Here is a 25,366-nt window from a genome sequence, read left to right as displayed (position 1 = left end):
GCCGCATGTCGCTCGGCGCGCATCTCGTTGAGCTGCGCAAGCGGTTGATCATCGCTGCCATCGCGCTGGTCCTCGGCATGGTGGTCGCGTTCCTTGTGACCGACCCCATCATCCATTTCATCACCGAGCCTGTACGCAAGATCGCCGAAGAGCGCGGCGACCAGATCGTGGCGCTGACGTTCTCCTCGGTGACCAGCCCGTTCGATCTCCGCATGCGGATCGCGTTCTCGATCGGGCTCTTCTTCTCTGCTCCCGTCTGGCTCTGGCAGATCTGGGCGTTCATCATGCCTGGGCTCACGAAGAAAGAGATCCGCTATACGGTCGGATTCGTCGGCGCGGCGATTCCGCTCTTCTTCGCCGGCTGCTACGTCGGCACGCTCGTCGTCCCGCACGTGATCGAGTTGATGGCCGGGTTCACCCCTGAGGGCGGAAACAACCTCTACGAGGCGTCGACGTTCTACGACTTCGTGTTCAAGCTGATGATCGTCGTCGGCGTCTCGTTCGTTCTGCCGGTGTTCCTCGTGGCGTTGAATCTCGCCGGCGTGATGACCGGTCGGGACATCCTCAAAGGCTGGCGCATCGCAGTCCTGGTGGCCGCGGTCTTCGGCGCCCTCGCGACGCCGGCGGCCGACATCGTGAGCATGCTCATGCTGGCGGGGATCCTCGTGCTCCTGTATTTTGCGGCGGCATTCGTCTCCCTCCTGTTCGACCGCCGCAAGCGCAAGCGCGACAAGGCGGCCGGTCTGTTGCCCGACGCCGCATGACGTCTCCTTCCGACCGCTACGCCGCGGCACGCGACGCATCGGAGCATCCGGAGACCCGTGCGTTCGCAGCGAAGCAGCGATTCGATCTCGATCCGTTCCAGGTTGCCGGATGCCATGCCTTGGAGCAGGGCCGCAGCGTGCTCGTCGCCGCGCCGACCGGGGCGGGGAAGACCATCGTGGGGGAGTTCGCCATCCACCTGGCGATGCAGACCCCCGGAGACAAGGCGTTCTACACGACGCCGATGAAGGCGCTGTCGAACCAGAAGTTCCGCGAGCTCGTCGATGTGTACGGTGCGGATCAGGTCGGCCTCCTCACCGGCGACACGAACATCAACGGCAACGCGCGCATCGTCGTCATGACGACCGAGGTGCTGCGCAACATGATCTACGCAGACTCACCCGCGCTGCGCGACCTGCGCTACGTGATCATGGACGAGGTGCACTACCTCGCCGACCGATTCCGCGGTGCAGTGTGGGAAGAGGTGATCATCCACCTCCCTCAGCACGTCCGCCTCGTCTCCCTCAGCGCGACCGTGTCGAACGCCGAGGAGTTCGGCGACTGGCTCGACACCGTGCGCGGCGACACCGAGGTCATCGTGTCGGAGATCCGTCCGGTCCCTCTCGAGCAGCACGTCCTCGTGCGCGACGACCTGCTGCCGCTGTTCGATGAGCGGGCCGGCCTCGCCACGACCACGGTGAACCAGGAGCTCATGCGCATCCGCTCCTTCACCGGCTCCAACTACGAGAACAACCGCCGCGCGCAGGCATACAACAGCAACCGGCACGCCGGGCGGAACGCCCAGCGCCCGCAACGCGGCGGGAGCCGACCCAACGCGCGGCGCATCGAGCGCATGGACCGGCCCGAGGTCGTGCACCTCTTGGATCGAGCGAACCTCCTTCCGGCGATCTTCTTCATCTTCAGTCGCGTCGGATGCGATGCCGCCGTGCAGCAGGTCCGCCGCTCCGGCGTGCGGCTGACGACCACGGAGGAGCGCGCGGAGATCAGGGCTATCGTCGAGGAGCGCACGCGGACCCTGCAGGACGAGGATCTCGGCGTGCTCGGCTACTGGGAGTGGCTGGACAACCTCGAACGCGGTGTCGCCGCTCACCACGCCGGCCTGCTGCCCGCGTTCAAGGAGGTCGTCGAGGAGCTCTTCCAGCGCAAGCTCGTCAGGGTCGTGTTCGCGACGGAGACGCTGGCGCTCGGCATCAACATGCCGGCGCGCACGGTCGTGCTCGAGAAGATGGAGAAGTTCAACGGCGAGGCCCGTGTCGCCATCACGTCGGGCGAGTACACCCAGCTCACCGGTCGCGCCGGCCGACGGGGGATCGACGTCGAGGGTCATGCGGTGGTGCAGTGGACCGAGGGCATGGATCCGCAGGCTGTCGCCGCTCTCGCCTCGCGACGGACCTATCCGCTCAACTCCAGCTTCCGCCCGACGTACAACATGGCCGTCAACCTGATCGATCTGTTCGGGAAGACCCGCGCGCGCCAGATCCTGGAGTCGTCGTTCGCGCAGTTCCAGGCGGATCGCTCGGTGGTCGGGCTGGCGAGACAGGTGCGCGAGGCCGAGGAGTCGCTGGCCGGATACCAGAAGTCGATGGCCTGCGATCACGGGGACTTCACCGAATACGCCGCGATCCGCCGCGAACTCAGCGACCTCGAGAAGAAGAACCGTCAGGACTCCCACGCCCCGCGAGGCGCACGGGAGAAGCGGATGAAGCGCATCCAGTCCCTCCGCGGGCAGATGCAGCGGCACGGATGTCACAGGTGTCCTGATCGGGAGGCGCACGCGCGCTGGGCGGAGCGCTACTGGAAGCTCAAGCGCCAGACCGACCGCATCCGCCGCCAGATCGAGACCCGCACGGGCACCGTCGCGCGCGTGTTCGACAGGGTCGTCGAGGTTCTCGAGACGCTCGACTACCTGACGGTCGACGCCGCGGGGGAGACGACGCTGACGGATGCCGGTCGGACGATGCGCCGCATCTACGGTGAGCGCGATCTCCTCGTCGCCGAGTCGCTCCGCCAGGGACTGTGGTCGGGACTCGACGCCCCCTCACTCGCCGCCATGGCGTGCTGCCTCGTCTACGAACCCCGTCGCGACGAGGCGAACTCGGGGGAGCGCGACCTCCCTCGGGGCGCCTTCCGGGTCGCCTACGAGAAGACGACCACGCTGTGGGCCGAGCTCGACGACCTGGAGAAGGACCACCACCTTCCCGGCTCCGAGCCGCTGGCGCCGGGACTCGCCGGAGCGATGCACTCCTGGGCGCGCGGAGGGATGCTCGATCGCGTGCTGATCGACGCCGACATGGCCGCCGGTGACTTCGTGCGATGGGCGAAGCAGACGATCGACCTGCTCGATCAGCTGTCGATCGTCGCAGAGGATGCCGCGCTCGCGCGCAACGCCCGCGCAGCCCTCGACGGCGTGCGCCGCGGCATCGTCGCATATTCGTCGATGTGAGAATAGGACCTGATGTCCGATTCTCCGGCGCGGCCGCGCCCTCTGCTCCCGCTCTGGGCTGCCGTCCTCTCGGCGGCCGGTGCCGCGGTGCTCATGCACCTCTCGTATCCCGGGGCCGCGATGTGGATACTCGCCTTTCCCGCCACGGCACTGCTGCTGCTCAGCGTGATCGGTCGACGCGCGGGGGGAGCCCTCCTTGTCGGTCTCGTGTACGGCATCCTGTTCTTCGCGCTTCTCGTGTCCTGGACCTCGCGCTACCTCGGACCGATCCCCTGGGGTGCTCTCAGCGTCGTCGAGGGCGGCCTCACGGCCCTCGCGATCGTTCCGCTCGCCCTGGCCTACCGGTGGCTTCCCCAGGCGTTCTCCGGGCCCACCGGGCGCCTGGTCCTGCTGCCCTCCGTCGTCGCGGCGCTCTGGGTGGGGCGTGAGCTCTTCCTCGGGAACTGGCCGTACGGGGGTTTCCCCTGGGCGCGTCTCGGCATGAGTCAGGCCGAGAGCCCGCTGGCCCCCGTGAGCTCGTGGGTGGGAGTCAGCGGCCTCAGCTTCCTGATGGTGTTGCTCGTCGCGATGCTCATCGAGGCTGTGAGGCTCCGGCTCTGGAACAGGCCGCTCCGTTTCGTCGTCCCCGCGGCGCTCGTGTTTGTGCTCCTGTTCACTCCGCTCTTCCCGACGGCCCCCAGCGGCTCGATGCGGATCGCCGCAGTGCAGGGAAACGGGCCCACCGGGTACTTCGACGACCGGGAGCCCTTTGCGGTGATCGACGCGCAGACAGCCGCCACCGAGCCGCTGTACGGCGAGGACGTCGACCTGCTCGTCTGGCCCGAGGGGTCTCTCGACGCCGATCCGTTCGAGTACGACGCCCTCGCGCGGAGGATGTCGTACGTGAGCGCCCGCATCGGCGCACCTCTTCTCGCGAACGCCGCTACGGGGCGCGGCGATCTGTTCTACAACACCTCCATGCTCTGGACGTCGGAGGGGAGCGCGGATCAGATCCACGACAAGCGCCATCCCGTGCCGTTCGGGGAGTACGTCCCCGACCGCGCGTTCTACAACGCGATCGTCCCCGACCTGATCGGACTGATCGGTCGCGAATACACGCCGGGCACGAATCCGCCGATCGTCGACATCGACGGCGTCAAGGTGGGATTGGCGATCTGCTTCGACGTCATCTACGACGACCTGATCCACGAGGGCGTGCAGGACGGCGCGCAGGTGCTCGTGTTCCAGACGAACAACGCCGACTTCCGGGGCACCGACGAGAACCTGCAGCAGCTCGCCTTCGCACGCATGAGGGCGATCGAGACGGGCCGCAGCGTGGTCAACGTCTCGACCGTCGGAACGAGTCAGATCATCAGGGCCGACGGGTCGACGGTCACGAGCCTGGACGCGGATGAGGCCGGTGCGATGCTCGAGGATGTCGAGCTCCGCACCGGCCTCACCGGGGGAGTGGTCGTGGGCCCCTGGCTGCAACAACTGCTGCTCTGGGGCGGACTGGGCGCGCTCGTGGTCGGGTGGTGGCGCGCCCGGCGCTCTCAGGCGCCGATCTTCTGACGCGTCGGGTCTTCGCCGGCGCCGCGGCGGCCGCGGATGTACGCGAGACGCTCCTCGAGGAGCTCCTCGAGCTCTGCCCGTGTCCGTCGCTCCAGGAGCATGTCCCAGTGCGTGCGTGCGGCCTTCTCATCGGTGGCCTCGAGCGTGACGGCCTGGCCGTCGACGTTCAGGCGGGCCTCCGCGCCGCAGGAGCGGCATTCCCAGGTCTGCGGCGGCTCTGCATCGGCCGCGAACATCAGGTTCGTCACGTGGCCGCAGGTGTCACAGGTGTAGGTGGTCTCACGGCGCTCCATGAAAACGACGCCCTCTTCGCTCTGTAGGCTCTGGGCGCCGAGTCGGATGCCGCGTAGGCTGCGATCTGCCATTGTGTGGTCCTCTCGTCGCTGTCAGGTATAACGCTCCAGCCTGTGCGCTTCATCCGAGCGGACGCCTTCTGCTCAGGATTCACAGCCGAATCCCAGCGCAGAAGGCTATTCGGGCGCGAGAACCCGAAGAGCCACGTCGGCGCGGTCCGAGACGACGCCGTCGGCGCCGAGGGCGACGATGCGGGTCATGTCATCGGGTTCGTTGATCGTCCAGACGTGCACCTCCACGCCGTGGCGATGCGCCGCCCTGATCAGCGCCGGGCTCAACACCCTCAGACCGGCCTGCTTCTCCGGGATCTGCACGGCATCGATCTCCTGGAGGACCTTCGCAGGGGAGAGGCGGAGAGTCGACAGGGCGAGGAGCGACGCGATCGTCCCGCTGCCGGCCGACGTCGCCGGTCGGATGCTCGAGCCGGACCTGAGGACGGCCGCGACGGCCCTGCGCCGACGGGCATCCGAGAAGCTCGTGACGAGCACGCGATCGGCGTGCGGCGCGAGGATCGGTCCGAGCGGGTCGGCGGCGGCATCCGTCTTCACGTCGATGTTGAAGCGGATGCCCGGGAACGTGCTCAGCGCCTCTTCCACGGTCAGGAGACCGCCGTGGTCGGCGAAGAGCCGGCGCAACTCGCGGGTGGTCACGGTGGATATCGCACGATCGTCACCGGTGAGGCGCGTCAGGGTCGGGTCGTGGAACAGCACCACGTCACCGGACGCAGTGACGTGGCAGTCCGTCTCGATGTACTCCGCCCCGGCGGCGTGGGCGGCGGCGAAGGCGGCAGCGGTGTTCTCCCAGACACCGGAGTCCTCGCCCGCCGCGGTGATGAGGCCGCGGTGGGCGAGGACTCGGGGATGCCGTGCCTTCTCGAAGTACGGGTGGGTCACGCGCCCGGGAAGTTCGTCGGCGGCTGGCCGGGCTTGGGCGTGAACGCGCTGCCGATGCCCTTCAGGGCCTCGGTGAGCTCGCTCGGGATGATCCAGAGCTTGTTCGACTGGCCCTCGCTGATCTTCGGGAGCATCTGCAGGTACTGGTAGGCGAGGAGCTTGTCGTCCGGCTGCCCCTGGTGGATGGCCGTGAACACGTTCTGGATCGCCTCGGCCTCACCCTGTGCACGGAGCACGGCGGCCTGCTTGTCACCCTCGGCCTGAAGGATCGCGGCCTGCCGCTGCCCCTCGGCCTCGAGGATCTGCGACTGCTTGGAACCCTCGGCGGTCAGGATCGCGGCGCGTCGGTCACGCTCCGCGCGCATCTGCTTCTCCATCGAGTCCTGGATGGAGAGGGGCGGGTCGATCGCCTTCAGCTCGACGCGACCGACGCGGATGCCCCACTTGCCGGTGGCTTCGTCGAGGACGACGCGGAGCTGGCCGTTGATGTTGTCACGGCTGGTCAGCGCCTCCTCGAGGTTCAGGCCACCGACCACGTTGCGGAGCGTCGTGGTCGTGAGCTGCTCGACCGCGCCGAGGTAGTTCGCGATCTCATAGGTCGCGGCCCGGGCATCCGTCACCTGGAAGTACACGACCGTGTCGATCGAGACGACCAGGTTGTCTTCGGTGATCACCGGCTGCGGAGGGAACGAGACGACCTGCTCGCGCATGTCGATGAGCGGACGGAGCCGGTCGATGAAAGGAACCAGGAGGTTGAGGCCGGGCATGAGGGTCTTGTGATACTTGCCCAGCCGCTCCACGACCCCGGCCGTGGCTTGCGGGATGATGCGGATGGATCGAGCGAGGGTGACGATCAGGAAGATGATCAGTGCGATGAACACGATCCAGAGGATCGCGGTCGGAATGAACGATGTGTCGTCCACGGAGGCTCCTAGTCGTTGACGGGACGGACGATGGCGGTGGCGCCGTTGATCTCGGTGACCGCGATCCTCGCGCCCTCCGGGATGGCGATCGGCGCGAACGTGCGGGCGGTCCAGGTGTCACCATTGCTGAGCTTGACCTGGCCCGAGATCTGCGTCACCTCCTGCAGAGCGAGACCCCGCAGATCGATGAGGGCATCGACGTTCGACTTCGTGGGGTCTTCACCTCGATGAAGACGCTTCAAGAGCGGCGGCCGGAGGAAGAGGATGAAGATCGCTGTCGCAGCGATCGCGATGATCACCTGCGCCCAGGCGGGGATGCCGAAGAGATCACTCACCAGGCCGACGGCGCTGCCCAGGCTGAGCATGAGGAAGGTGAAGTCGAGTGAGAGCATCTCGATGACGAGGAACACGGCGATCAGGATGATCCAGCCGACCCACGCCCAGTTCTCGATCAGGTCGATGAAGACGGAGAATTCGTTCATGCGGCCTCCTTTTCGGTCAACCTATCACGCGGCCGGCGCCGCGGCACGGCGCGACGGAGGGCAGTTGGTAATGTGAGAGAGCCGCGTCATCGCGGCGTTCACGCATCATGAGGAGTCACCGTGACCGACGTTCTTCCCGCAGGTTCCCTCGATGGCAAGGTCGCCCTTGTCACCGGCTCATCGCGGGGCATCGGCGCCGACACCGTGCGCTACTTCGCCGAGGCCGGAGCCGACGTCGTCATCAACTTCCGCAACAAGGCGCCGCGTGCGGAGAAGCTCGCGAACGAGCTGCGCGCGCTCGGTCGTCGGGTGCTCGTGGTCGGCGCCGACCTGACCGACCCGGCGTCCGTCTCCGCGATGTTCGACCAGGTGCGGTCCGAGTTCGGACGCCTCGACGTCCTCGTGCTCAACGCCTCCGGCGGCATGGAGTCCGGCATGGCCGAGGACTACGCGCTCACCCTCAACCGCGATGCGCAGCTCAACGTCCTGAACGCCGCGACGCCCCTCCTGGGCGACGGCGCGCGCGTCGTGTTCGTGACCAGCCACCAGGCGCACTTCATCCGCACCACTCCCACGATGCCGGAGTACCTCCCGGTCGCGCTCTCGAAGCGCGCAGGAGAGGACGCGCTCCGTGAGCTCATTCCCGGGCTCGCCGAGAAGGGCATCGGCTTCACCGTCGTGTCGGGCGACATGATCGAGGGCACCATCACCGCGACGCTCCTCGAGCGTGCGAACCCCGGTGCCATCTCCGAGCGCCGCGAGTCGGCGGGCAAGCTCTACAACGTCTCGGAGTTCGCCGCGGAGGTGGCCCAGGCCGCGATCGATCCCGTCCCGGCGGACAACACCCGTCTGGTCGGCGACACCAGCGGATTCGCCGCCGAGTAACCGTCTGCTCACGCAAAGAAGCGGCCCCGTCCTCGAAGGACGGGGCCGCTTTTGCGTGAGCGGCGTGACTACTCGCCCGCGACCGCCTGCGTGACGATCTTCGCATCGCGACCGAGGGTGAAGGCACGGATGATCTGCACCAGGCCGAGCACGACGAGCGAGACGCCGAGGAACACCCACAGCACGAGACCGGCAGCGAGCACGTTGAAGAGGACGTAGATGCCGGCGACGATGCTGAGGATCGCGTACAGCAGGGTCCAGACGCGTGATCCGTCGCTGCCGAGCAGCGTCAGGGACACGATGCCGTCGAACAGCCAGCTGACGCCGATGAAGATGACGGTGATGAGGGCGAGCGTGAGCGCCGCCTCCTTGAGGTTCGCGAACGCGATGACGCCGGCGACGACGTAGAGGAGACCGAGCAGGATGTGGCCGACGCGGGCCCAGCCGCCCTTCGCCTTCGAGAAGATCCCGAGGCCGACGTAGACGACGCCCGCGATGATCAGGTAGGTGGCGAAGATGCCGGTGACGATGACGGCCGACTTGACGGGCCAGACCAGGAGCACGATGCCGGCGATGAGCGACAGCACACCGGAGACGGCCAGGGAGAGGCGGATGGCCTTGAAGGCGGATTTGGCGTCTGCGACGAGAGATTCGGACATGATGTGGATCCTTTCTGGGAAGATCCTGTGAGGGATGCCCAACACTGTAGCGCTGACCGTTCCGCGCGCGGGGACGCGCGACGGCGGGGCGTTGCACACGGTCATAGGCCGTGATCCGACGACATGGCAGTATCGGAACGTGACCCCTGTCGACGATGCCCGGCTGCGCGAGCTCTCGGCCATGCGGCGCGTGCGCGACCGGATCGATCGCGAGTACGCCAGGCCGCTCGACGTCCCGGCCCTCGCGGCCGGCGTGCATATGTCGGCGGGGCACCTCAGCCGCAAGTTTCGCGAGACCTACGGGGAGTCACCGTACGCCTACCTGATGACGCGTCGGATCGAGCGCGCGATGGCTCTGCTCCGACGGGGCGACCTCAGCGTGACCGAGGTGTGCTTCGAGGTGGGGTTCCAATCCCTGGGCACCTTCAGCACGCGCTTCTCGGAGCTCGTCGGCCGGTCGCCGCGCGAGTACCGCCGTCATCCCGAGCCCGGACCCGGCATCCCCTCATGGGTGGAGAAACAGGCGACGAGACCGATCAGGAATCGAGAAGTGTCGGAGCGAGGGGATCGGTAGCGTCGTGGGCATGAACATCACCATCAACGCCAGCTTCCTCCCGCACACGGACGCCGAGGCATCCGTCGCCTTCTACCGTGACGTGCTCGGATTCGAGGTCCGCAAGGACGTCGGGTACGAGCAGATGCGGTGGGTCACCGTCGGTCCGGTCGGCCAGCCCGACACCGCCATCGTCCTCACGCCGCCCGCGGTCGATCCCGGCATCAGCGAAGGGGAGCGCGCCACGATCCTCGAGCTCATGGCGAAGGGCAGCTACGGCGGGATCGTCCTGGCGACGTCGGATGTCGACGCCGCGTACGCTGAGATCGAAGCGAGGGGCGCCGACGTCGTCCAGGAGCCGATCGACCAGCCCTACGGCATCCGCGATTGCGCATTCCGCGATCCGGCCGGAAACATGGTGCGTCTGCAGCAGACCGCCTGATCGAGAGAAGAGCAAGAGGATGCAGCAGCACGCCGCCGACACCCATGACCTGATCCGCGTGCAGGGCGCGCGTGAGAACAACCTCAAAGACGTGAGCGTGGAGATCCCGAAGCGACGCCTCACCGTCTTCACCGGGGTGTCCGGATCGGGGAAGAGCTCCCTGGTGTTCGACACCATCGCCGCGGAGTCGCGTCGGATGATCGATGAGACCTACAGCGCCTTCGTGCAGGGATTCATGCCGTCCGTGCCTCGTCCCGACGTCGACGTGCTCGAGGGGCTCACGACCGCGATCATCGTCGATCAGGAGCGTCTCGGAGCGAACCCGCGCTCGACGGTCGGCACGGTCACCGACGCGAACGCGATGCTGCGCATCCTCTTCTCCAAGCTGGGGCAGCCGTACATCGGCGGCCCGACCGCGTTCTCCTTCAACATCCCCACCCAGAAGGCCAGCGGTGTGATGACGGGCCCCGGCGGGGAGAAGAAGATCGTCAAGGACGCGATCTACCTCGGCGGCATGTGCCCGCGGTGCGAGGGGAGGGGAGCGGTCTCCGATCTCGACCTCGCCCAGATCGTCGACGAGTCGAAGTCCCTCGACGAGGGCGCGATCATGGTGCCCGGCTACACCGCAGACGGATGGATGGTGAAGGGCTTCTCGCAATCGGGGTTCTACCCGGCTGACAAGCCGATCGCCGCGTTCAGCGAGAAGCAGCGGCACCTCTTCCTCTACGGCGAGGTCACGAAGGTCAAGATCTCCGGGATCAACATGACCTACGAGGGTCTCATCCCCAAGATCACGAAGTCGATGCTCTCCAAGGATCTCGACGCGCTGCAGCCGCACATCCGCGCGTTCGTCGAGCGCGTCGCCACGTTCGCGGTCTGCCCCGAATGCGACGGCACCCGTCTGACGGAGGGCGCCCGCTCGTCGAAGATCGACGGTGTCAGCATCGCCGACGCATGCCGGATGCAGGTGACCGACCTCGCGGCCTGGGTGCGCGGGCTGGATCTGCCCGGTGCAGGGCCGCTGCTCGAGGCCTTGAGCGCGAATCTCGACGCCTTCGTCACTCTGGGTCTCGGCTACCTGTCGCTGGAGCGCCCGTCGGGCACGCTGTCGGGGGGAGAGGCGCAGCGCATCAAGATGCTCCGTCACCTCGGCTCATCCCTCACGGACGTGACCTATGTGTTCGATGAGCCGACCATCGGCCTGCACCCGCACGACATCCAGCGCATGAACTCCCTGCTGCTGCGCCTGCGCGACAAGGGCAACACGGTGCTGGTCGTCGAGCACAAGCCCGAGACGATCGCCATCGGCGACCACGTCGTCGACCTCGGACCAGGCGCTGGCAGCGCCGGCGGCGAGATCTGCTTCGAGGGCACCGTCGAAGGGCTCAAGGCGAGCGGGACCAAGACCGGGGCGCATCTCGACGATCGGGCGGCTCTCAAGGACTCCGTGCGCACGGGCGACGGCGCCATCGAGGTGAGGGGAGCGACAGCGAACAATCTGCAGGACGTGGACGTCGACATCCCCAAGGGCGTGCTCACGGTCGTGACCGGCGTCGCCGGCTCCGGCAAGAGCTCCCTCATCCACGGCTCCGTCTCGAAGCGCGAGGGCGTCGTCGCCATCGACCAGGGGGCCATCAAAGGCTCCCGTCGCAGCAACCCCGCCACCTACACCGGCCTGCTCGAGCCGATCCGCAAGGCCTTCGCGAAGGCGAACGGCGTGAAGCCTGCGCTGTTCAGCGCCAACTCCGAGGGAGCGTGCCCCACCTGCAAGGGGGCGGGCGTGATCATCACCGAGCTCGGCTTCATGGACACCATCGAGACGCCGTGCGAGGACTGCGGCGGGAAGCGCTTCCAGGCCAGCGTGCTGGAGTACAAGCTCGCGGGCAAGGACATCACCGAGGTGCTCGACCTGCCGGTCGCCGAGGCGCGCGTGTTCTTCTCCGAGGGTGAGGCCAAGCTGCCGGCGGCCGCGGCGATCCTCGGACGGCTCCAAGACGTCGGACTCGGCTACCTCTCGCTCGGACAGCCGCTGTCGACGCTGTCGGGCGGCGAGCGTCAGCGGATCAAGCTCGCGATCCAGATGGGGGAGAAGGGCGACATCTACGTCCTCGACGAACCCACCACCGGACTCCACCTCGCCGATGTGCAGAACATCCTCGGGCTCCTGGATCGACTGGTGGAATCGGGCAAGACGGTCATCGTCATCGAGCACCACCAGGCTGTCATGGCTCACGCCGACTGGATCATCGACATCGGTCCCGGCGCAGGTCACGACGGCGGCCGGGTCGTGTTCGAGGGCACTCCGGCCGATCTCGTCGCCGGCAGGGCGACGGTGACGGGGGAGCACCTCGCCGAGTACGTCGGGGCGTGAAGGGTCAGTCGCGGCGCGCGATGATCGTATAGGTGCACGGGACGAGGTTCTGCTCCGCCTCCGGCCAGGCGAAGCCGCCCGGCACCTCGATCATCCGCTGACTGAACCGCCAGGGGAGTGTCTTCCCCTCGTCGAAGTGGAGGAGCCTCAGGCCTGCCCTGAGCAGGGAGCCGAGGATCTCGGAGAGCGGATGCGGCCACTCGTAGGTTCGCGGATGCGCGAGCGTGCCGTCGCCGACGTACGTGTACTCGTCGTCCCACTGCTGCGCGGTGCCGTCACCGAAGTACGGGTAGCGGAGGGTCAGCGTTGGTGAGTCCTCATCAAGCGCATAGAGCTGAGGATGACCGTCTCGGATGAAGAACGTCCCGCCGGGCCGAAGGAGCGCGACGATCTGCGCCGCCCATCGGTCCAGGTCGTCGAGCCACGTGATGGTCCCGATGCTCGTGTAGACGACATCGAAGTCTCCGGTCACGACACGTCGGGCGTCGAGGACGTCGGTCTCGACCCAGGTCGCGTCGACACCTGCGCGCTCCGCGAGCTTCGACGCCGCGTGGAGCGCAGAGGGGGAGAAGTCCACACCCGTGACGATCGCGCCAACGCGCCAACGAGACGGTGTCGGTGCCGATATGACACTGCAGGTGGCACAGGTCGAGCCCGGCGAGGCTCTCCGAAGGAAGGAACGGCGCCAGGGCGGTGAGATCCGCGCGGACCACATCGCTCAGGTGCGCGGGATCGTCGTACGCGTCCAGCCCGTACGCCTCTTCGTGCAGCGGCACGCGATCCTCCCAGTTCTCCCGGTTCGTCGCCCGCGCATCCTCCCACCCGATCTCCACGTTGCTCTCGTTCACGATGCGAGCCTATCCGCCGTGGTGCACGCCGGGCCGTCAGTGCAGCGGGAGAATGGACGGATGTCCGTAGATCGCTCGTACATCCGCGTCAAGACGATGCTCATCGCACCGCATCCCGATGGATCCCGGCACCTCGTCAGCAGGAATGCTCCGACCACGGAGAACCCGGACGGATACGACCGTCTCGTCGGCGGCAGCGTCGAGCTCGGAGAAACCCATCGTGAGGCGATCATCCGCGAGGTTCGGGAGGAACTCGACTCCGAGATCCTGGATCTGGTGCATGTGGGCGTCGTCGAGAACATCTTCCGGTTCAACGGTGAGCTCGGTCATGAGATCGTCGCGCTGTACACCGGACGTCTGGCGTACATGCCGCCCAGCGAAGGCGGCGCGCTCACGGAATCCGACGGCTCGACGGTCCCTGTCGTGTGGCGTCCGTTCGATGACGCTCAGCTCACGGTTCCGCTGTATCCCGCGGCCGCGAACGAATGGATACGCGACCTGCCCAGCGACCTCGTGAGGTAATGCCGATAATGCACATTATGTCAGGTCGTAAGAGGACTATCGGCATGATTTGCAGACAGTCCTCCCCTGGTACGCCAACCGTTGACAGCATGAACAAAGGCCCTCATCTGGGAAGTTCCTCGTCTGGCTCGACACCGAACAGCGCACCAAGATCGACGACCTTCGCCAGGAGCAGATCGACCTCTATTGGTCAGAGGGAACATCGAGTCGCAAACATGTCCGAGCCTTCCTCCAGCAGAGGAAACTCACAGGCCACCGCCGCGCCCTCAAAGCGAAAGCTCGGACTGCCGAAACCACCCCGATGGCCGCAACTCGAGAACGACTCGACGCGATCCGCGTCGTCCTTGAGGCAGCCCACGTCATACCCTCAACGCGAGTCGCAGCCATCATCTTCTTGCTCTACGGCACGCCCATCGGGCGGATCGTCGCGCTGCAAGCCGACGCAATCACATCAGCGGTCGACGGCATGACGATCGAGCTCGGAAATCAGCCGGCCCCCGTTCCCGAATCGCTCATTCCACTCTTCAACGAGCACCTCAACGGCGTCGGCAGTCGATCGATGAACAAGGACTCATCTTGGCTCTTCCCGTCCACGAAACCCGGCCAGCACATCTCAGCGAACACTCTCTGGAATCGACTCAAGATCTTCGGCATCCAGCCTCAACCAACTCGAAACACAACCTTGTTCAATCTGACCAAGGAACTCGATGCATCTACGCTCGGAGCGCCCCTCGGCTACTCAGCGAAGGTCATGGCGAACCACTCCGCGCGAACCGGCAACGCGATGGCGAGCTACCCCGCCACCAAGCGCCAGCAGCTATGAGAAACTCGGTCCTTGAGAAACGATACTGAGCGGAGAGCGGCGCATGGGAGTGCAAGCAGTGGACATTCAAGTGGATGACGTTCCTACAGCGACCCGGCTGCTTGCGGGCGCCTACGGTTGGCGAGTCTTGTCTGACGATCCCAATTTTGGAGAGCTCGACGCCGGCGAGATTCGAGTAATGCTCTCGGTTGATGCGATGGTGCCGTGGGGCGCGGCGGATGGCGTGATCCTCCACCAGTATGTCGAGGACGTAACAGTTGCGGTCGCTCGCGCTATCGACGCAGGCGCTGAACTTGTGAAGGGGCCCCTACGCACCGATTGGGGAACCGAGGCCGCCTACCTCCGCGGTCCAGGCAACTTGATCGTTGACGTCTGCCGCGATGTCTGAGGCTCAGTTCGGCCCCTCCAAGCTCGTCCTACTCAACGGCGCGGAGGCCGCTGAAGTGAGTGCGGCAATTTGGCGGTGCTATTCATCAGTATTCGACGACAGCCAGGACTACGAAACTTGGAACCGTGAGATGTTCACACGTCATGCGCAACGCGACGGATTCAGACTTGTGATCGCTGCTGAGGACGACACGGTGCTGGGATTCAGTTGGGGATACATAGGCAAACCGGGACAGTACTGGACCGACCTCGCGACCAGAAGTCTTCCCGCCCACATCGCCGAAGAATGGATGGGTGATCACTTCGAGTTCGTCGAACTCGGTGTCCTTTCCTCCAACCGCCGTGCTGGAACCGGGCGCGCGCTCCATGACGCGCTCCTCGATGGCGTGACGGGACGGTGTTTGCTGAGCACAACAACCGACGCCTCCGATGCCGCCGTAAAGCTCTATGAACGGAGCGGATGGCGGAGACTAGGGCTCCTCTCCCCTGATGTTCAGGTTATGGGACTTAGTCGCGGCTAGCCGCCGCGCTCTCGTCAACGACGCAGCACTCGCGCACTCCTGCAGGCGAATAGTCCTCGAACCGATAAGCCGGTTATCCAGTCATGTGGGAAGCGTCCCGGGACTAACCGACGCATCCTCCCCTGACGGCGCCATCGCCTACGCCAGCCGAGGTGACGCTCACAGCGCGGTGAGAGTCAACGGCGTGAAGTCGACACTTGAGTCACGGTGGCGTGCTCGAAGCCATTCGATCGCCTCGTGCAGGTCTCGGCCGATGTTCGTCAGCGAGTCGAATCGGGTCGTGTGATATATCGTCAGCTCATCATCGTCATCGCGGGCGCCGATGTCCCAGGCGAGATAGTCGCCGTTCTCGCTCATGGCGAAGACCACAAGTCGCTGCGCGATCTCCCACGAGCCGTGGGGTTCGACCTTCCAGTCGTAGCCGTCTGTCCGGCCCTCATCGAAGTCCTCATGCAATCGATCAGTCAGGTGTTGGCCTCGACCCACCACGCCGTCACCGAATCCCGTGGGGGCCGGTGTGTAGATGAGCCAGAGACCGAACAGCCGCCCCCAGCCGAACGAGCGGACGAAAGAGACGTACGACGGCGGAAATCCTGCGCCGTCCGGCAGCCGGTGATTGGTGAGCGTGCCCTCATCCAGTGTCGGCTCGGGCAGCGCGCTGATGGAGAGCTTCCACGGATCCTCGTTGTCCACCCCTGAAGGGTATCCGTCGGCGGCTCAGTGGTTCACATCCCCGTGCGATGCGCATCTCGCTGACGAGACGGTCCCGCTGCGTCCCGGTCGCGTGGGAGTCGCTCGTCTAGGCTCTCAGCATGACCAACGCCGATAGATGCGAGCGATGCGGTCACTCCGTGGATCTTCATGATCGTCACGTGCGGTTCGTCAAACCCGATCCCGTCGTGGATGCTGGAGAGATCCCCACATCCGATATCTGGATGACGGACGCCGATGCCAATGCATCGGTCATGATGCAGGTGAACAACGTCGGGGCGTTCGTACGCGCCCTGCTGCCGGTGCACCTGACCGCAGGACACACGGTCACGTATGGGATCTGGATCGCCATCGATCCCCGCGAGCTTCGCCGCGTCTTTGACGCGTGGTGGTCGGCGCAGTACGCCGACCTGGTCGTCGACGGGTTGGTGGCCAACGCCATCGAGCCGTGGGGCCTTCTGGGCACGCCTGTGCGACTCGCCGTACTCGATCCGGATCACACCCCGTACTGCGTCGGGAGTCGCGACGACCGGCTGCGATCGGTACTCACGGATGAGTGGGACCACGAGATCGTCCTGTCTGCACTCCCCTGAGCGGACGTGTCGGTGCATGGACGCTCAGTGAGAGCCGTCGACCCCGTAACCTGCGAGGAACAGTGCGACCGCTCGTGAGACGTCGACACCGGCGGGAGCGCCTCCGAGCAACTGCGCGTTCAGCGGGGCGCCGATCACGAGCCAGGTGAACTGCTCCGCGGCCGCGTGAGAATCCTCGATCTGAAGCCGCCCCTGCTCACTGATCCCCTGCAGCGCTGCGGCGAGGTTCTCGATGTTCGCGTTCCAACTCTCCTCGAGGTACCGCTCCGCCACATCCGGGTGTGCCGTGGCCTCAGCCGTCACCAGCCGACGCATCTCCAGCACGGGGGCGCTGAGGATGCCCGCTCGCATCGTCTCCCCCAGTTCCACGAGCCCTGCCCTCACGTCACCGCTCTCCCCCAGGCGTGCCAACGCCGGCCGCATCGCATCCCTCCCCGCGTGCGCCCAATCGCGCACGACCGCGGCGAAGAGTGCCGGCTTCGACGAGTGCTCCCGGTACAGGGACGCCTTCGAGATCTTCGCGCGCTTGGCGACCTCATCCATCGAGGTCCCGGCGTATCCACGCTCCAGAAACACCCCTCGAGCGACCGCGACCAAGTCGGCACCGGAACTCCCCGCAGGTCGGCCGGGGCCGCGAACGCTGTCTGTCATGGTCACTACTTTAGTACTTGACAGTTCTAAAGTTGGCGGAATAGCATTCAGTACTAATCGGTACTAAAGGAGTGTCATGATCGTCATCGGAATCCTTGTCGCGTCGGTAGCCTCATTCCTCGCCAGCGCCGCCCTCTATGCAATACCCGCCGTCTCTGCGCTCATCGCGCGAACGGCGACGCCGAGACCCGGTCTCCCCGTCGTCGTCCAGATGCTCAGCGTGCTGCTGCGGAGCATCCTCGCCTCCGTGTTGATCGCCGGGCTGATGCTGGCTGCCGACTGGCACGGCCCTGCGACGGGCGCAGCGCTCGGCCTCGCCCTTTCCACACTCCCCCTCATCCTCCTCATGGGCGGCGTGGTGCATGAGAACACCGCCCTGTCGGCAGCCGGCGTGCATCTGCTCGACTGGATCATCAAGCTCACGCTCATCGGGGTCATCATCGGCCTCTTCCTCTGACACGAAGCCCGATCGGAGAACCTCATGACCAGCACGACCCCCTTGGACATCACCTTCACCGCGACACTGGGAAAGGTTCGCGCCGGAGACACGTGGACCTGTGTGCAACTGCCGGACTCGGCGTCGATCTTCGCCACTCGGGGCCTGGTCAAAGTCGAGGGCACCATCGATGACGTGCCGTTCCGGGGCGCTTTCATGGCTCTCGGTGACGGAACCCACAAGCTGCCCGTCGCGTCCGCGATCAGGAAGAGGATCGGCAAGACCGATGGAGACGCCGTCACCGTCCATCTGACCGGTCGTCGGAGTTTGAGCGGCTCCGTCTGACCTCCTCCGCGGACGCCGACTCGTCGTTCCGCGACGTCGGGTGGCGCGATCCGAACCGCCGAGCAGGAGTAGCGTTGAACCGTGAAGCAGGTACACGTCTCCCCCGCAGCCACACCGGGATGGCGGGCCTGGCTCATCTGGTCCGTCGGCGTCGCCGCCTATGTCCTGGCCATCACGAATCGCACCTCTCTGGGCGCCGTCGGCGTCGATGCTGCAGACCGGTTCCAAGCCGACGCCTCGACGCTCGCGCTCTTCGCCGTCGTGCAGCTGGCGGTCTACGGCGGGATGCAGATTCCGGTCGGCGTCCTTCTCGACAAGTACGGATCGCGCCCGATCATGACCATCGGCATGATCCTGATGGCGGCGGGGCAGCTGACCATGGCGGTCTCCCCCAGCATCGGCATCGCGATCCTCGCCCGCATCCTGCTCGGGGCAGGCGATGCCGCGATCTTCCCTGCGGTGCTCCGTCTCGTGGCGACCTGGTTCCCGGCGCAGCGGGGGCCGCTGATGGTGCAGTTCACCGGCATCCTCGGGCAGGCGGGGCAATTGGTCGCGCTCGTTCCGCTCGCCGCGTTCCTGCACGCCACCAGCTGGACGATCACTTTCGGAAGCATCGCGGGACTCGGAGTGCTGTTCGCGATCCTCGTCTTCCTCGTCATCCGCAACCATCCGCCCGAGCGCGGTGCGGACGTCACCGTCGACACGGACACGGGGGTCATCCGCGTCGTCACCTCCGCCATCGACACCGGTGTCGGCATCCGAGCCGCATGGGCGCACCCGGGCACCCGCCTCGCGTTCTGGTCCCACTTCACCACGCCGTTCGCCGGCACCGCGTTCGTCCTGCTCTGGGGAATGCCGTTCCTCACCGCCGCACAGGGACTGGACACGGCGCATGCCGCGGCGATCATCTCGGTGTATGTCGTCGCGGGCATGGCACTCGGCCCGGTGATCGGCGACCTGTCTCGGCGCATGCCCAACCAGCGCTCTTTCGGGCTCGTCCTGCCCGCCGTCGGCATCCAGCTGGTCGCCTGGGTCGCGGTGATCGCGCTCCCCACACGAGCGCCCGAGTGGATGCTGTACGTGCTCGCCGTCGCGCTCGCGACCGGAGGCCCCGCCTCCATGATCGCCTTCGACCACGCCCGCACGCACAACCCGTCCCACCGGCTGAGCACCGCGACGGGCGTGACGAACGCGGGTGGCTTCATCGCGGCGCTCATCGCGATCTTCCTGATCGGACTCGCGCTCGATCTGCAGGGCGCGGGAACACCCGCCACCTACACGCTCGATGCGTTCCGCGTCGCATTCCTCATGCCGATCCCGTTGTGGATCCTCGGCACCGTGTTCATCCTCATCGAGCGCAAGCGCACTCGCATCCGCGTCGGCCTGGATCCCGACCGGCGTCGTTGACGGCCTCGAACGGCGACTCTGAGGCCGGACGAAGGTCACCGGGTGGGGCGTCTGAGCGGCGTCCACCCGAACGGCACAGGGCCGTCGACGACCGCTCTCTCCTCGTCCGCCCTCGCTGACCACCCCTGTGCTTCGCCAGGGGTGTCGAAAGCGCCTCTCGCGACCCGGAGACCGACGTCCTCATGATGCATGCGGGGCGCTCCCCCGCGTCGGACCGATGCGCGCACGCTCCATGCATCATCCGCGAAGCCGCCCCCGCGGAACACGCGGTAGTCGTCGTAGCGCGCAGGGTCCAGCAGATCCCAGCACCACTCCCAGACGTTGCCGAGGGTGTCGAACAGGCCATTGAGGTTCGGGAGCTTCCCGCCGACATCCTGAGGAGAGGCGACCCCGTCCGCACCGGTCCACGCCGCATCGGCGAGAGGCGCGTAGTGGGGGCCCGTCGAGCCCGCGCGGCAGGCGAACTCCCACTCCGCCTCGGTGGGCAGCCGGTATCCCTCTGCGGTCACATCCCAGCTGACGTCCTCTCCGTCGAACCGGTAGACGGGGTCGAGTCCTTCCCACTCCGATGCGGCGTTGCAGAAGTGCACCGCTCTCAGCCAGCTCAGGTCGGACGCCGGACGACGCGGATGCCGTGACGGCACCGGCAGCACCTCGGCGAACTGCTCCTCGGTGATCGGGAAGACACCGATCTCGAAGGGTTCCACCTCGACGAGACGCTCGACCTTGCGTCGCGCGTCATGCAGGGTGACGGCGCCGCCGGCGATCCGCCGCATCTCGATGTCGGTCACGGCGTCCGTGGCGTCCGCTCGACCCAGTCGGGGTACTTCGCGGTGCGCCCATCCCCCGACGACGTCCCTGTCACGCGCCGTTTGACCCACGGCCCGACGAATTCGCGATAGTAGGCGAGTCCACCCGGGCCCATTGCCCGCTCCTCCCGCGGCGCCCACCAGCTCTCCGGCGGCTCGAATCCGAGCGCGTGCAGAACGCGAGCGGCCACGCGATGATGCCCGGCCGCGTTCATGTGAAGACGATCCTCCGACCAGTACTGCGGTCGGTAGAGCTCGTGATCGCCCCAGTTCAGCGCCGTGACGACGTCCGGACGCTCGGCGACCCGCCGCAGCACGGCATCCGACAGGAGATCTCCGCGCTTCTGGAACACCTTGCCCATCGGCAGCTGCCCGCTCGGGTTCGCTCCGGAGAGCAGGATGAGGGTCACGCCCTCTTCGTCGCAACGTCGCAGCACGCGGCTGAAGGCGTCGGCGATGTGCTCGACATCGGCTCGAGGCCGGAGCACGTCGTTGCCTCCGCCGTTGAACGAGAGGTGCGTCGGACGCAGGGCCAGCGCAGCCTCGAGCTGCTGCTGGACGATCGGCCAGGCGAGCTTGCCCCGGATCGCGAGATTCGCGTACTGGATCGGGTGCCCCGCGGCATCCGCCCAGCCCTGCGCGGTCAGGTCTGCCCAGCCGCGCTCCCGCCCGTCGGGGAGGACGTCGCCGACACCCTCCGTGAAGGAGTCGCCGATCGCCACGAAACGTACATCTGCCACCCCCTCAGCCTATGGCCGGGTGGCGACATCGGCGCTCAGCGGTCGTCCAGCGACTGCCCCTTCCGGTCGCTGAGACCCCAGGCCGCCAGCGCGGCGACGAGGAAGCAGATGCCGAAGATCACGAAGACGAGGGGCGCGCCTCCCATGAGCAGCAGTGCCGGAACCGCGAGCGGCGCGATGATCGACGCCACCCGCCCGATGCCGGCCGCCCATCCTGCGCCCGTCGCCCTCAGAGACGTGGGGTAGACCTCCGGAGTCACGGCGTAGAGCGCACCCCATGCACCGAGAGTGAAGAAGGACAGCGCCATCCCCGCGGCGATGATCGTGCCGGCCGTGCTCGCCGTGCCGAAGAACACCGCGGAGATCGCAGCCCCGACGAGGAACACCGAGAGCGTGCTGCGCCGCCCCCATACCTCGATCAGCCATGCGGCCACGGCGTACCCCGGAAGCTGGGCGAGTGTGATGATCAGCGTGAACCCGAACGACCGGACCAGATCGAAACCCGCGTCGACGAGGATGCTCGGTATCCAGATGAAAGCGCCGTAGTAGGCGAAATTGACTCCCAGCCACACCACCCACAGGCAGACCGTACGGAGTCGGAACTCCGGATGCCACAGCGTCGTGACGCGTGACCTCGTGGTCGCGGTGATCGCCCTGGACGGCGGTTCCCTCCTGATCGCCGGACCCGCCACGATTCCCGCATCGAGCTCGAAGGACACGACGATCCGCTCGGCCTCCGCGATGCGGCCGCGCATGGCGAGCCACCGCGGCGACTCCGGCATGCCCCACCGCACGAACAGCGCGTACGCCGCGGGGATCGCCCCCAGCGCGAAAGCCCAGCGCCAGCCGTCGTCGGATGCCGGGATCACGAAGAAACCGATCAGCGCCGCGGCCGTCCACCCGACCGCCCAGAACGCTTCGAGGATCACGATCAGGCGCCCGCGGATCTTCACCGGAGCGAACTCGCTCACGTAGGTCGACGCCACGGGCAGCTCAGCACCCAGCCCGAGTCCCACGAAGAAGCGCAGCACCAGGAGCATCGCCAGGCCGCCGACGAGCGCGCTCGCCCCTGTCGCAAGCCCGTAGATCAGCAGGGTCATGGCGAACACCTGGCGGCGCCCCAGGCGGTCCGCCAGCAGCCCTCCGAGCGTCGCGCCGACGGCCATTCCGATGAAGCCCACCGAGGCGACCCATCCGGCTTCGGGCTTCGTCAGCTCCCACTGCTGCGTGAGCGCCGCGATGATGAACGAGATGAGCCCGACATCCATCGCGTCGAGTGCCCAGCCCAGACCCGAACCGGTGAGGAGCCGCAGATGCCTCCTGGTGAACGGCACCTCATCCAGGCGCTGGGCGAGAGACGCACGACTCGGCAGAGAGGTGTTGGCCATGTCCTTCATCGTAGGGCCGGCGCCGCCCCTCCCCCGTCAGTCGGCGAGGAGTCTGCGCACGCGCGGCATGACCTCGGTGCCGTAGAGCTCGATGCTGCGCATCATCGCCTCGTGCGAGAGGGTCCCCGTGGCGTACTTCAGGTCGAAGCGACCCAGGCCGAGAGTCTTGACGGTGTCGGCGATCTTCGTCGCCACGCGGTCGGGCGAGCCGACGTACAGCGCGCCCTCGGGGCCGACGTCGTTCTGGAAGCGCGCCCGGCTGTACGGAGGCCACCCGCGCTCGCGTCCGATCGTGTTGTTCATCGCCTCGAAGCCGGAGTATGCGGCATCCCATGCCTCGTCGTCGGTGTCCGCGATGTGGCCGGGCGAGTGCACGGAGACGGGGTGCGACGTCGTCCCGAAAGATGCGACGGAGCGGTGGTACAGATCGACGAACGGCTTGAACCGCACAGCGGGCCCGCCGATGATCGCCAGCATAAGCCCGAGTCCGTGCCGAGCCACGCGCACGACCGACTCAGGGCTGCCGCCGACGCCGACCCATGTGCGCAGGCCCTTCTCCGTCTTCGGGAAGACATCCGCGTTCTCCAGCGACGCGCGCATCGTGCCCGACCAGGTGACGGGCTCCTCCTTCAGGAGCTGGACGAACAGGTCGAGCTTCTCCTCGAAGAGAGCCTCGTAGTCGCGCAGGTCATACCCGAAGAGGGGGAAGGACTCGATGAACGAGCCGCGACCGAGAACGACCTCCGCGCGGCCGTTCGAGACGGCATCCAGCGTGGCGAAGCGCTCGAAGACACGGACAGGATCGTCCGATGACAGCACGGTGACGGCGGTGCCCAAGCGGATGTTCTCGGTCTTCCCGGCGATCGCCGCGAGAACCATCTCGGGTGCGGACACGGCGAACTCCGGACGGTGGTGCTCCCCCACGCCGAAGAAATCGACGCCGACGGCGTCTGCCAGCTCGGCCTGCGCCACGACGTTCCTGATCGTCTGCGCGCCGCTGAGGAGGTCGCCGCCCGCGTCTCTGGTGATGTCGCCGAAGGTGTCCAGCCCGAACTCGATGCTCATGTCATCCCTTTCCATTCAGATGCATGAACACCGGTGCAGGCCGGACCATTCCCGCTACTTCTCGAGCAATGCGGTGCGCAGCGTGTCGAGACCGACTCCACCCATGTCGAGCGCCCTCTTGTGGAACTCCTTGACGTCGAAGTCTGCACCGCGCTCGGCCTGGTACGCCTCACGAACCTGCTCCCAGATGCGCTGCCCGACTTTGTAGGACGGCGCCTGCCCCGGCCAGCCGAGATAGCGGTTGACCTCGAACTGGACGAACTGATCCGACATGTTCACGTTCTTGCGCATGAAGGCGAGAGCGTAGTCCGCATCCCAGACCCCATCGCCCTCGAGCCGCGGCTTGCCCAGGTGCACGCCGATGTCGAGGACCACACGCGCCGCACGCATGCGCTGGCCGTCGAGCATGCCGAGACGGTCGGCCGGATCGTCGAGATAGCCGAGCTGCTGCATCAGGCGCTCGGCGTACAGAGCCCACCCCTCGGCGTGGCCGGAGGTGCCGGCGAGCAGGCGCCGCCAGGAGTTCAGCTCCGCGCGGTTGTACACCGCCTGCGCGATCTGCAGGTGATGGCCAGGGACGCCCTCGTGGTACACGGTGGTCAGCTCACGCCAGGTGTCGAACTCGGTGACGCCCTCGGGGACGGACCACCACATGCGACCGGGGCGCGAGAAGTCATCGGTCGGGCCGGTGTAGTAGATCCCGCCCTCCTGCGTCGGCGCGATCATGCACTCGAGGGTACGGATCGCTTCGGGGATGTCGAAGTGGGTCGCACCGAGCTCGGCGACGGCACGATCGCTCGTCTCCTGCATCCAGCGCTGGAGCGCGTCGGTGCCCACGAGCTTTCGCGACGGGTCGGACTCCAGGTGCGCGACGGCTTCCTCGACCGAGGCTCCGGGGAAGATCTCATTCGCGATCGCCGTCTGCTCCGCGACCATGCGCGCGAGTTCCTCGCGCCCCCACTCGTACGTCTCATCGAGATCGATCGTGGCGCCGAGGAAGCGACGCGAGTTCAGCGCGTAGAGCTCCCGGCCCACAGCATCGACCTCGCTCGCCACCGGCGCGAGTTCCTCAGCGAGGAAACGACGCAGCTCGTGGTAGGCGACGCGGGCCGCTGCGGAGTTGTCGGCGAGGGTACGGGCGAGGGATGCCGGGAGGTTGCCTTCCTCGGGGCCGCCGTTCGCGACGAACTCGGCGAAGAAGCCGTCATCGGCCGTGTAGCGATCGATCTGCGTGGCGACCTCGGTGACCTGACGGCGTGCGGGTGTGACGCCCGCCGCGATACCGGCGCGGAGCGTCTCGGTGTAGCCGCGGAGCGCATCGGGGACGGCAGCGAGTCGCGTGGCGATCACCGACCAGTCGTCGCTCGTCGCGGTCGGCATCAGGTCGAACGCGGCACGGACATCCTGTGCGGCAGACGCGATCACGTTGAGGTCGCGCAGGTGCCAGTTCGCCTCGTGGAGCTCGAGATCGAGGCTCAGCTCGGCGCTGAGATCGTTCTTGGTCACCTCATCGATGGCATCGACCGGCTCGAGGGCGGCCAGCTTCGCGAGCGTCGCCCTCGTCGCCGCGGCGACCTCCTCGTGACCCTGCGGGCTCAGATCACCGAAGCGATCGTTTACCTCGGAACGGCCGATGTAGGTGCCGAGGGTGGGAGCGAGGACGGCGATCGTGTCGACCCACTCGTCGGCGACCTTGTCGATGGCTGACGGGGTGCGGGGTGCGGAAGTCATCCCTCCAGCGTAGCCCGCGGCACCCCCTCGCAACATATCGGGAACCGGGT

The 25,366-nt window shown here is 66.8% G+C and carries 28 protein-coding genes; 15 read left to right on the top strand and 13 right to left on the bottom strand.

Annotated elements, in window-relative coordinates; all coding sequences use genetic code 11:
• Positions 1 to 5: 5 nt before the first annotated feature.
• From tatC to lnt, 3 genes are read left to right on the top strand one after another with little or no spacing between them, the layout of a single operon-like run.
• Positions 6 to 764, top strand: a complete 759-nt coding sequence (tatC, locus tag MRBLWH10_RS07245) for a twin-arginine translocase subunit TatC (RefSeq protein WP_341942571.1) — start codon at positions 6 to 8, stop codon at positions 762 to 764.
• On the top strand, positions 761 to 3,226 hold the full coding sequence (locus tag MRBLWH10_RS07240; protein WP_105675042.1) for a DEAD/DEAH box helicase: 2,466 nt from the start codon (positions 761 to 763) through the stop codon (positions 3,224 to 3,226). Before tatC ends, MRBLWH10_RS07240 begins: the two co-directional genes overlap by 4 nt.
• A gap of 12 nt (positions 3,227 to 3,238) precedes the next feature.
• On the top strand, positions 3,239 to 4,777 hold the full coding sequence (lnt, locus tag MRBLWH10_RS07235; protein WP_341942172.1) for an apolipoprotein N-acyltransferase: 1,539 nt from the start codon (positions 3,239 to 3,241) through the stop codon (positions 4,775 to 4,777).
• On the opposite strand, the gene MRBLWH10_RS07230 is transcribed toward lnt, so the two are convergent.
• The 4 genes from MRBLWH10_RS07230 to MRBLWH10_RS07215 all read right to left on the bottom strand — a co-directional run bounded on the left by MRBLWH10_RS07230 (position 4,759) and on the right by MRBLWH10_RS07215 (position 7,429).
• Positions 4,759 to 5,142: an RNA polymerase-binding protein RbpA gene (locus MRBLWH10_RS07230; RefSeq protein WP_105675046.1), complete on the bottom strand. Its 384-nt coding sequence runs from the start codon at positions 5,140 to 5,142 to the stop codon at positions 4,759 to 4,761. The genes lnt and MRBLWH10_RS07230 overlap by 19 nt on opposite strands.
• Positions 5,143 to 5,247: 105 nt before the next feature.
• On the bottom strand, positions 5,248 to 6,024 hold the full coding sequence (locus MRBLWH10_RS07225) for a glycerophosphodiester phosphodiesterase family protein (protein WP_341942171.1): 777 nt from the start codon (positions 6,022 to 6,024) through the stop codon (positions 5,248 to 5,250).
• Positions 6,021 to 6,947, bottom strand: coding sequence for an SPFH domain-containing protein (locus tag MRBLWH10_RS07220; protein WP_341942170.1), 927 nt, complete (start codon positions 6,945 to 6,947; stop codon positions 6,021 to 6,023). The genes MRBLWH10_RS07225 and MRBLWH10_RS07220 overlap by 4 nt, the downstream gene beginning before the upstream one ends.
• An 8-nt stretch (positions 6,948 to 6,955) precedes the next feature.
• Positions 6,956 to 7,429, bottom strand: coding sequence for an NfeD family protein (locus tag MRBLWH10_RS07215; RefSeq protein WP_105675053.1), 474 nt, complete (start codon positions 7,427 to 7,429; stop codon positions 6,956 to 6,958).
• Between the two features lie 120 nt (positions 7,430 to 7,549).
• Between MRBLWH10_RS07215 and MRBLWH10_RS07210 the strand changes: the two genes are divergently transcribed.
• Entirely contained in the window at positions 7,550 to 8,314 is a 765-nt protein-coding gene (locus MRBLWH10_RS07210; RefSeq protein ID WP_341942169.1) for an SDR family oxidoreductase, read from the top strand.
• A 68-nt stretch (positions 8,315 to 8,382) separates the two neighbouring features.
• On the opposite strand, the gene MRBLWH10_RS07205 is transcribed toward MRBLWH10_RS07210, so the two are convergent.
• Positions 8,383 to 8,973: a DUF308 domain-containing protein gene (locus MRBLWH10_RS07205; RefSeq protein ID WP_341942168.1), complete on the bottom strand. Its 591-nt coding sequence runs from the start codon at positions 8,971 to 8,973 to the stop codon at positions 8,383 to 8,385.
• Positions 8,974 to 9,154: 181 nt separating this feature from the next.
• Between MRBLWH10_RS07205 and MRBLWH10_RS07200 the strand changes: the two genes are divergently transcribed.
• The 3 genes from MRBLWH10_RS07200 to MRBLWH10_RS07190 are packed head-to-tail and all read left to right on the top strand — an operon-like array spanning position 9,155 to position 12,339.
• On the top strand, positions 9,155 to 9,547 hold the full coding sequence (locus MRBLWH10_RS07200; RefSeq protein ID WP_223587462.1) for a helix-turn-helix transcriptional regulator: 393 nt from the start codon (positions 9,155 to 9,157) through the stop codon (positions 9,545 to 9,547).
• Positions 9,548 to 9,557: 10 nt separating this feature from the next.
• The gene (locus MRBLWH10_RS07195) at positions 9,558 to 9,968 is read left to right on the top strand and encodes a VOC family protein (protein ID WP_223586423.1); all 411 of its coding nucleotides are present in this window, start codon (positions 9,558 to 9,560) and stop codon (positions 9,966 to 9,968) included.
• Between the two features lie 19 nt (positions 9,969 to 9,987).
• Positions 9,988 to 12,339, top strand: a complete 2,352-nt coding sequence (locus tag MRBLWH10_RS07190; RefSeq protein ID WP_341942167.1) for an excinuclease ABC subunit UvrA — start codon at positions 9,988 to 9,990, stop codon at positions 12,337 to 12,339.
• A 4-nt stretch (positions 12,340 to 12,343) separates the two neighbouring features.
• On the opposite strand, the gene MRBLWH10_RS07185 is transcribed toward MRBLWH10_RS07190, so the two are convergent.
• On the bottom strand, positions 12,344 to 12,916 hold the full coding sequence (locus tag MRBLWH10_RS07185) for a class I SAM-dependent methyltransferase (protein ID WP_341942166.1): 573 nt from the start codon (positions 12,914 to 12,916) through the stop codon (positions 12,344 to 12,346).
• A gap of 331 nt (positions 12,917 to 13,247) precedes the next feature.
• On the opposite strand from MRBLWH10_RS07185, the gene MRBLWH10_RS07180 reads away from it, so the two are divergent.
• From MRBLWH10_RS07180 to MRBLWH10_RS07165, 4 genes are all read left to right on the top strand, one after another.
• Positions 13,248 to 13,709, top strand: coding sequence for an NUDIX domain-containing protein (locus MRBLWH10_RS07180; protein ID WP_105677512.1), 462 nt, complete (start codon positions 13,248 to 13,250; stop codon positions 13,707 to 13,709).
• Between the two features lie 301 nt (positions 13,710 to 14,010).
• Positions 14,011 to 14,532, top strand: coding sequence for a hypothetical protein (locus MRBLWH10_RS07175; RefSeq protein ID WP_341942165.1), 522 nt, complete (start codon positions 14,011 to 14,013; stop codon positions 14,530 to 14,532).
• A gap of 58 nt (positions 14,533 to 14,590) precedes the next feature.
• Positions 14,591 to 14,920 carry a hypothetical protein gene (locus MRBLWH10_RS07170; protein ID WP_341942164.1) on the top strand — a complete coding sequence of 110 codons (330 nt, stop codon included), beginning with the start codon at positions 14,591 to 14,593 and terminating at the stop codon, positions 14,918 to 14,920.
• Positions 14,913 to 15,440, top strand: coding sequence for a GNAT family N-acetyltransferase (locus MRBLWH10_RS07165; RefSeq protein ID WP_341942163.1), 528 nt, complete (start codon positions 14,913 to 14,915; stop codon positions 15,438 to 15,440). Before MRBLWH10_RS07170 ends, MRBLWH10_RS07165 begins: the two co-directional genes overlap by 8 nt.
• A 159-nt stretch (positions 15,441 to 15,599) precedes the next feature.
• Here the strand turns inward: MRBLWH10_RS07165 and MRBLWH10_RS07160 are convergent, their stop codons facing one another.
• Positions 15,600 to 16,133, bottom strand: coding sequence for a hypothetical protein (locus tag MRBLWH10_RS07160; protein WP_341942162.1), 534 nt, complete (start codon positions 16,131 to 16,133; stop codon positions 15,600 to 15,602).
• Positions 16,134 to 16,252: 119 nt separating this feature from the next.
• Here MRBLWH10_RS07160 and MRBLWH10_RS07155 point away from each other — a divergent pair, with 119 nt between their 5' ends.
• A complete protein-coding gene (locus MRBLWH10_RS07155) occupies positions 16,253 to 16,744 on the top strand; it encodes a hypothetical protein (protein WP_341942161.1) in 492 nt (163 codons plus the stop codon).
• Positions 16,745 to 16,768: 24 nt separating this feature from the next.
• Here MRBLWH10_RS07155 and MRBLWH10_RS07150 read toward each other — a convergent pair whose 3' ends face one another.
• Positions 16,769 to 17,395: a TetR/AcrR family transcriptional regulator gene (locus tag MRBLWH10_RS07150; RefSeq protein ID WP_341942160.1), complete on the bottom strand. Its 627-nt coding sequence runs from the start codon at positions 17,393 to 17,395 to the stop codon at positions 16,769 to 16,771.
• A 76-nt stretch (positions 17,396 to 17,471) separates the two neighbouring features.
• On the opposite strand from MRBLWH10_RS07150, the gene MRBLWH10_RS07145 reads away from it, so the two are divergent.
• From MRBLWH10_RS07145 to MRBLWH10_RS07135, 3 genes are all read left to right on the top strand, one after another.
• Positions 17,472 to 17,852, top strand: a complete 381-nt coding sequence (locus tag MRBLWH10_RS07145) for a DUF1761 family protein (protein WP_105677509.1) — start codon at positions 17,472 to 17,474, stop codon at positions 17,850 to 17,852.
• Positions 17,853 to 17,876: 24 nt separating this feature from the next.
• Positions 17,877 to 18,176, top strand: a complete 300-nt coding sequence (locus tag MRBLWH10_RS07140) for a DUF1905 domain-containing protein (RefSeq protein WP_341942159.1) — start codon at positions 17,877 to 17,879, stop codon at positions 18,174 to 18,176.
• 81 nt (positions 18,177 to 18,257) lie between these two features.
• The gene (locus MRBLWH10_RS07135; protein ID WP_341942158.1) at positions 18,258 to 19,583 is read left to right on the top strand and encodes an MFS transporter; all 1,326 of its coding nucleotides are present in this window, start codon (positions 18,258 to 18,260) and stop codon (positions 19,581 to 19,583) included.
• Between the two features lie 35 nt (positions 19,584 to 19,618).
• On the opposite strand, the gene MRBLWH10_RS07130 is transcribed toward MRBLWH10_RS07135, so the two are convergent.
• From MRBLWH10_RS07130 to MRBLWH10_RS07110, 5 genes are read right to left on the bottom strand one after another with little or no spacing between them, the layout of a single operon-like run.
• Positions 19,619 to 20,374: a formylglycine-generating enzyme family protein gene (locus tag MRBLWH10_RS07130; protein ID WP_341942157.1), complete on the bottom strand. Its 756-nt coding sequence runs from the start codon at positions 20,372 to 20,374 to the stop codon at positions 19,619 to 19,621.
• Positions 20,371 to 21,132 carry an SGNH/GDSL hydrolase family protein gene (locus tag MRBLWH10_RS07125; RefSeq protein ID WP_341942156.1) on the bottom strand — a complete coding sequence of 254 codons (762 nt, stop codon included), beginning with the start codon at positions 21,130 to 21,132 and terminating at the stop codon, positions 20,371 to 20,373. The genes MRBLWH10_RS07130 and MRBLWH10_RS07125 overlap by 4 nt, the downstream gene beginning before the upstream one ends.
• 35 nt (positions 21,133 to 21,167) lie before the next feature.
• Entirely contained in the window at positions 21,168 to 22,520 is a 1,353-nt protein-coding gene (locus MRBLWH10_RS07120) for an MFS transporter (RefSeq protein ID WP_341942155.1), read from the bottom strand.
• A gap of 36 nt (positions 22,521 to 22,556) precedes the next feature.
• Complete coding sequence (locus MRBLWH10_RS07115; protein ID WP_341942154.1) at positions 22,557 to 23,585, bottom strand: LLM class flavin-dependent oxidoreductase; 1,029 nt, start codon at positions 23,583 to 23,585, stop codon at positions 22,557 to 22,559.
• 54 nt (positions 23,586 to 23,639) lie between these two features.
• Positions 23,640 to 25,316, bottom strand: coding sequence for a DUF885 domain-containing protein (locus tag MRBLWH10_RS07110; RefSeq protein ID WP_341942153.1), 1,677 nt, complete (start codon positions 25,314 to 25,316; stop codon positions 23,640 to 23,642).
• Positions 25,317 to 25,366 lie beyond the last annotated feature (50 nt).

Origin of the sequence: Microbacterium sp. LWH10-1.2, assembly GCF_038397765.1 — a bacterium.
Classification (GTDB): Bacteria; Actinomycetota; Actinomycetes; order Actinomycetales; family Microbacteriaceae; genus Microbacterium; species Microbacterium natoriense.
Note: the sequence above shows the minus strand (reverse complement) of the source record. Positions and strands in the feature narration are given on the sequence as shown.

What these genes read in the sequence shown, in the direction of transcription:
- MRBLWH10_RS07175 (WP_341942165.1), top strand. Translation starts at nt 14,011, where the DNA reads ATGGCCGCAACTCGAGAACGACTCGACGCGATCCGCGTCGTCCTTGAG.
- MRBLWH10_RS07165 (WP_341942163.1), top strand. Translation starts at nt 14,913, where the DNA reads ATGTCTGAGGCTCAGTTCGGCCCCTCCAAGCTCGTCCTACTCAACGGC.
- MRBLWH10_RS07190 (WP_341942167.1), top strand. Translation starts at nt 9,988, where the DNA reads ATGCAGCAGCACGCCGCCGACACCCATGACCTGATCCGCGTGCAGGGC.
- MRBLWH10_RS07240 (WP_105675042.1), top strand. Translation starts at nt 761, where the DNA reads ATGACGTCTCCTTCCGACCGCTACGCCGCGGCACGCGACGCATCGGAG.
- MRBLWH10_RS07145 (WP_105677509.1), top strand. Translation starts at nt 17,472, where the DNA reads ATGATCGTCATCGGAATCCTTGTCGCGTCGGTAGCCTCATTCCTCGCC.
- tatC (WP_341942571.1), top strand. Translation starts at nt 6, where the DNA reads ATGTCGCTCGGCGCGCATCTCGTTGAGCTGCGCAAGCGGTTGATCATC.
- MRBLWH10_RS07200 (WP_223587462.1), top strand. Translation starts at nt 9,155, where the DNA reads ATGCGGCGCGTGCGCGACCGGATCGATCGCGAGTACGCCAGGCCGCTC.
- MRBLWH10_RS07140 (WP_341942159.1), top strand. Translation starts at nt 17,877, where the DNA reads ATGACCAGCACGACCCCCTTGGACATCACCTTCACCGCGACACTGGGA.
- lnt (WP_341942172.1), top strand. Translation starts at nt 3,239, where the DNA reads ATGTCCGATTCTCCGGCGCGGCCGCGCCCTCTGCTCCCGCTCTGGGCT.
- MRBLWH10_RS07150 (WP_341942160.1), bottom strand. Translation starts at nt 17,395, where the DNA reads ATGACAGACAGCGTTCGCGGCCCCGGCCGACCTGCGGGGAGTTCCGGT.
- MRBLWH10_RS07205 (WP_341942168.1), bottom strand. Translation starts at nt 8,973, where the DNA reads ATGTCCGAATCTCTCGTCGCAGACGCCAAATCCGCCTTCAAGGCCATC.
- MRBLWH10_RS07180 (WP_105677512.1), top strand. Translation starts at nt 13,248, where the DNA reads ATGTCCGTAGATCGCTCGTACATCCGCGTCAAGACGATGCTCATCGCA.
- MRBLWH10_RS07110 (WP_341942153.1), bottom strand. Translation starts at nt 25,316, where the DNA reads ATGACTTCCGCACCCCGCACCCCGTCAGCCATCGACAAGGTCGCCGAC.
- MRBLWH10_RS07155 (WP_341942161.1), top strand. Translation starts at nt 16,253, where the DNA reads ATGACCAACGCCGATAGATGCGAGCGATGCGGTCACTCCGTGGATCTT.
- MRBLWH10_RS07115 (WP_341942154.1), bottom strand. Translation starts at nt 23,585, where the DNA reads ATGAGCATCGAGTTCGGGCTGGACACCTTCGGCGACATCACCAGAGAC.
- MRBLWH10_RS07120 (WP_341942155.1), bottom strand. Translation starts at nt 22,520, where the DNA reads ATGGCCAACACCTCTCTGCCGAGTCGTGCGTCTCTCGCCCAGCGCCTG.
- MRBLWH10_RS07195 (WP_223586423.1), top strand. Translation starts at nt 9,558, where the DNA reads ATGAACATCACCATCAACGCCAGCTTCCTCCCGCACACGGACGCCGAG.
- MRBLWH10_RS07215 (WP_105675053.1), bottom strand. Translation starts at nt 7,429, where the DNA reads ATGAACGAATTCTCCGTCTTCATCGACCTGATCGAGAACTGGGCGTGG.
- MRBLWH10_RS07230 (WP_105675046.1), bottom strand. Translation starts at nt 5,142, where the DNA reads ATGGCAGATCGCAGCCTACGCGGCATCCGACTCGGCGCCCAGAGCCTA.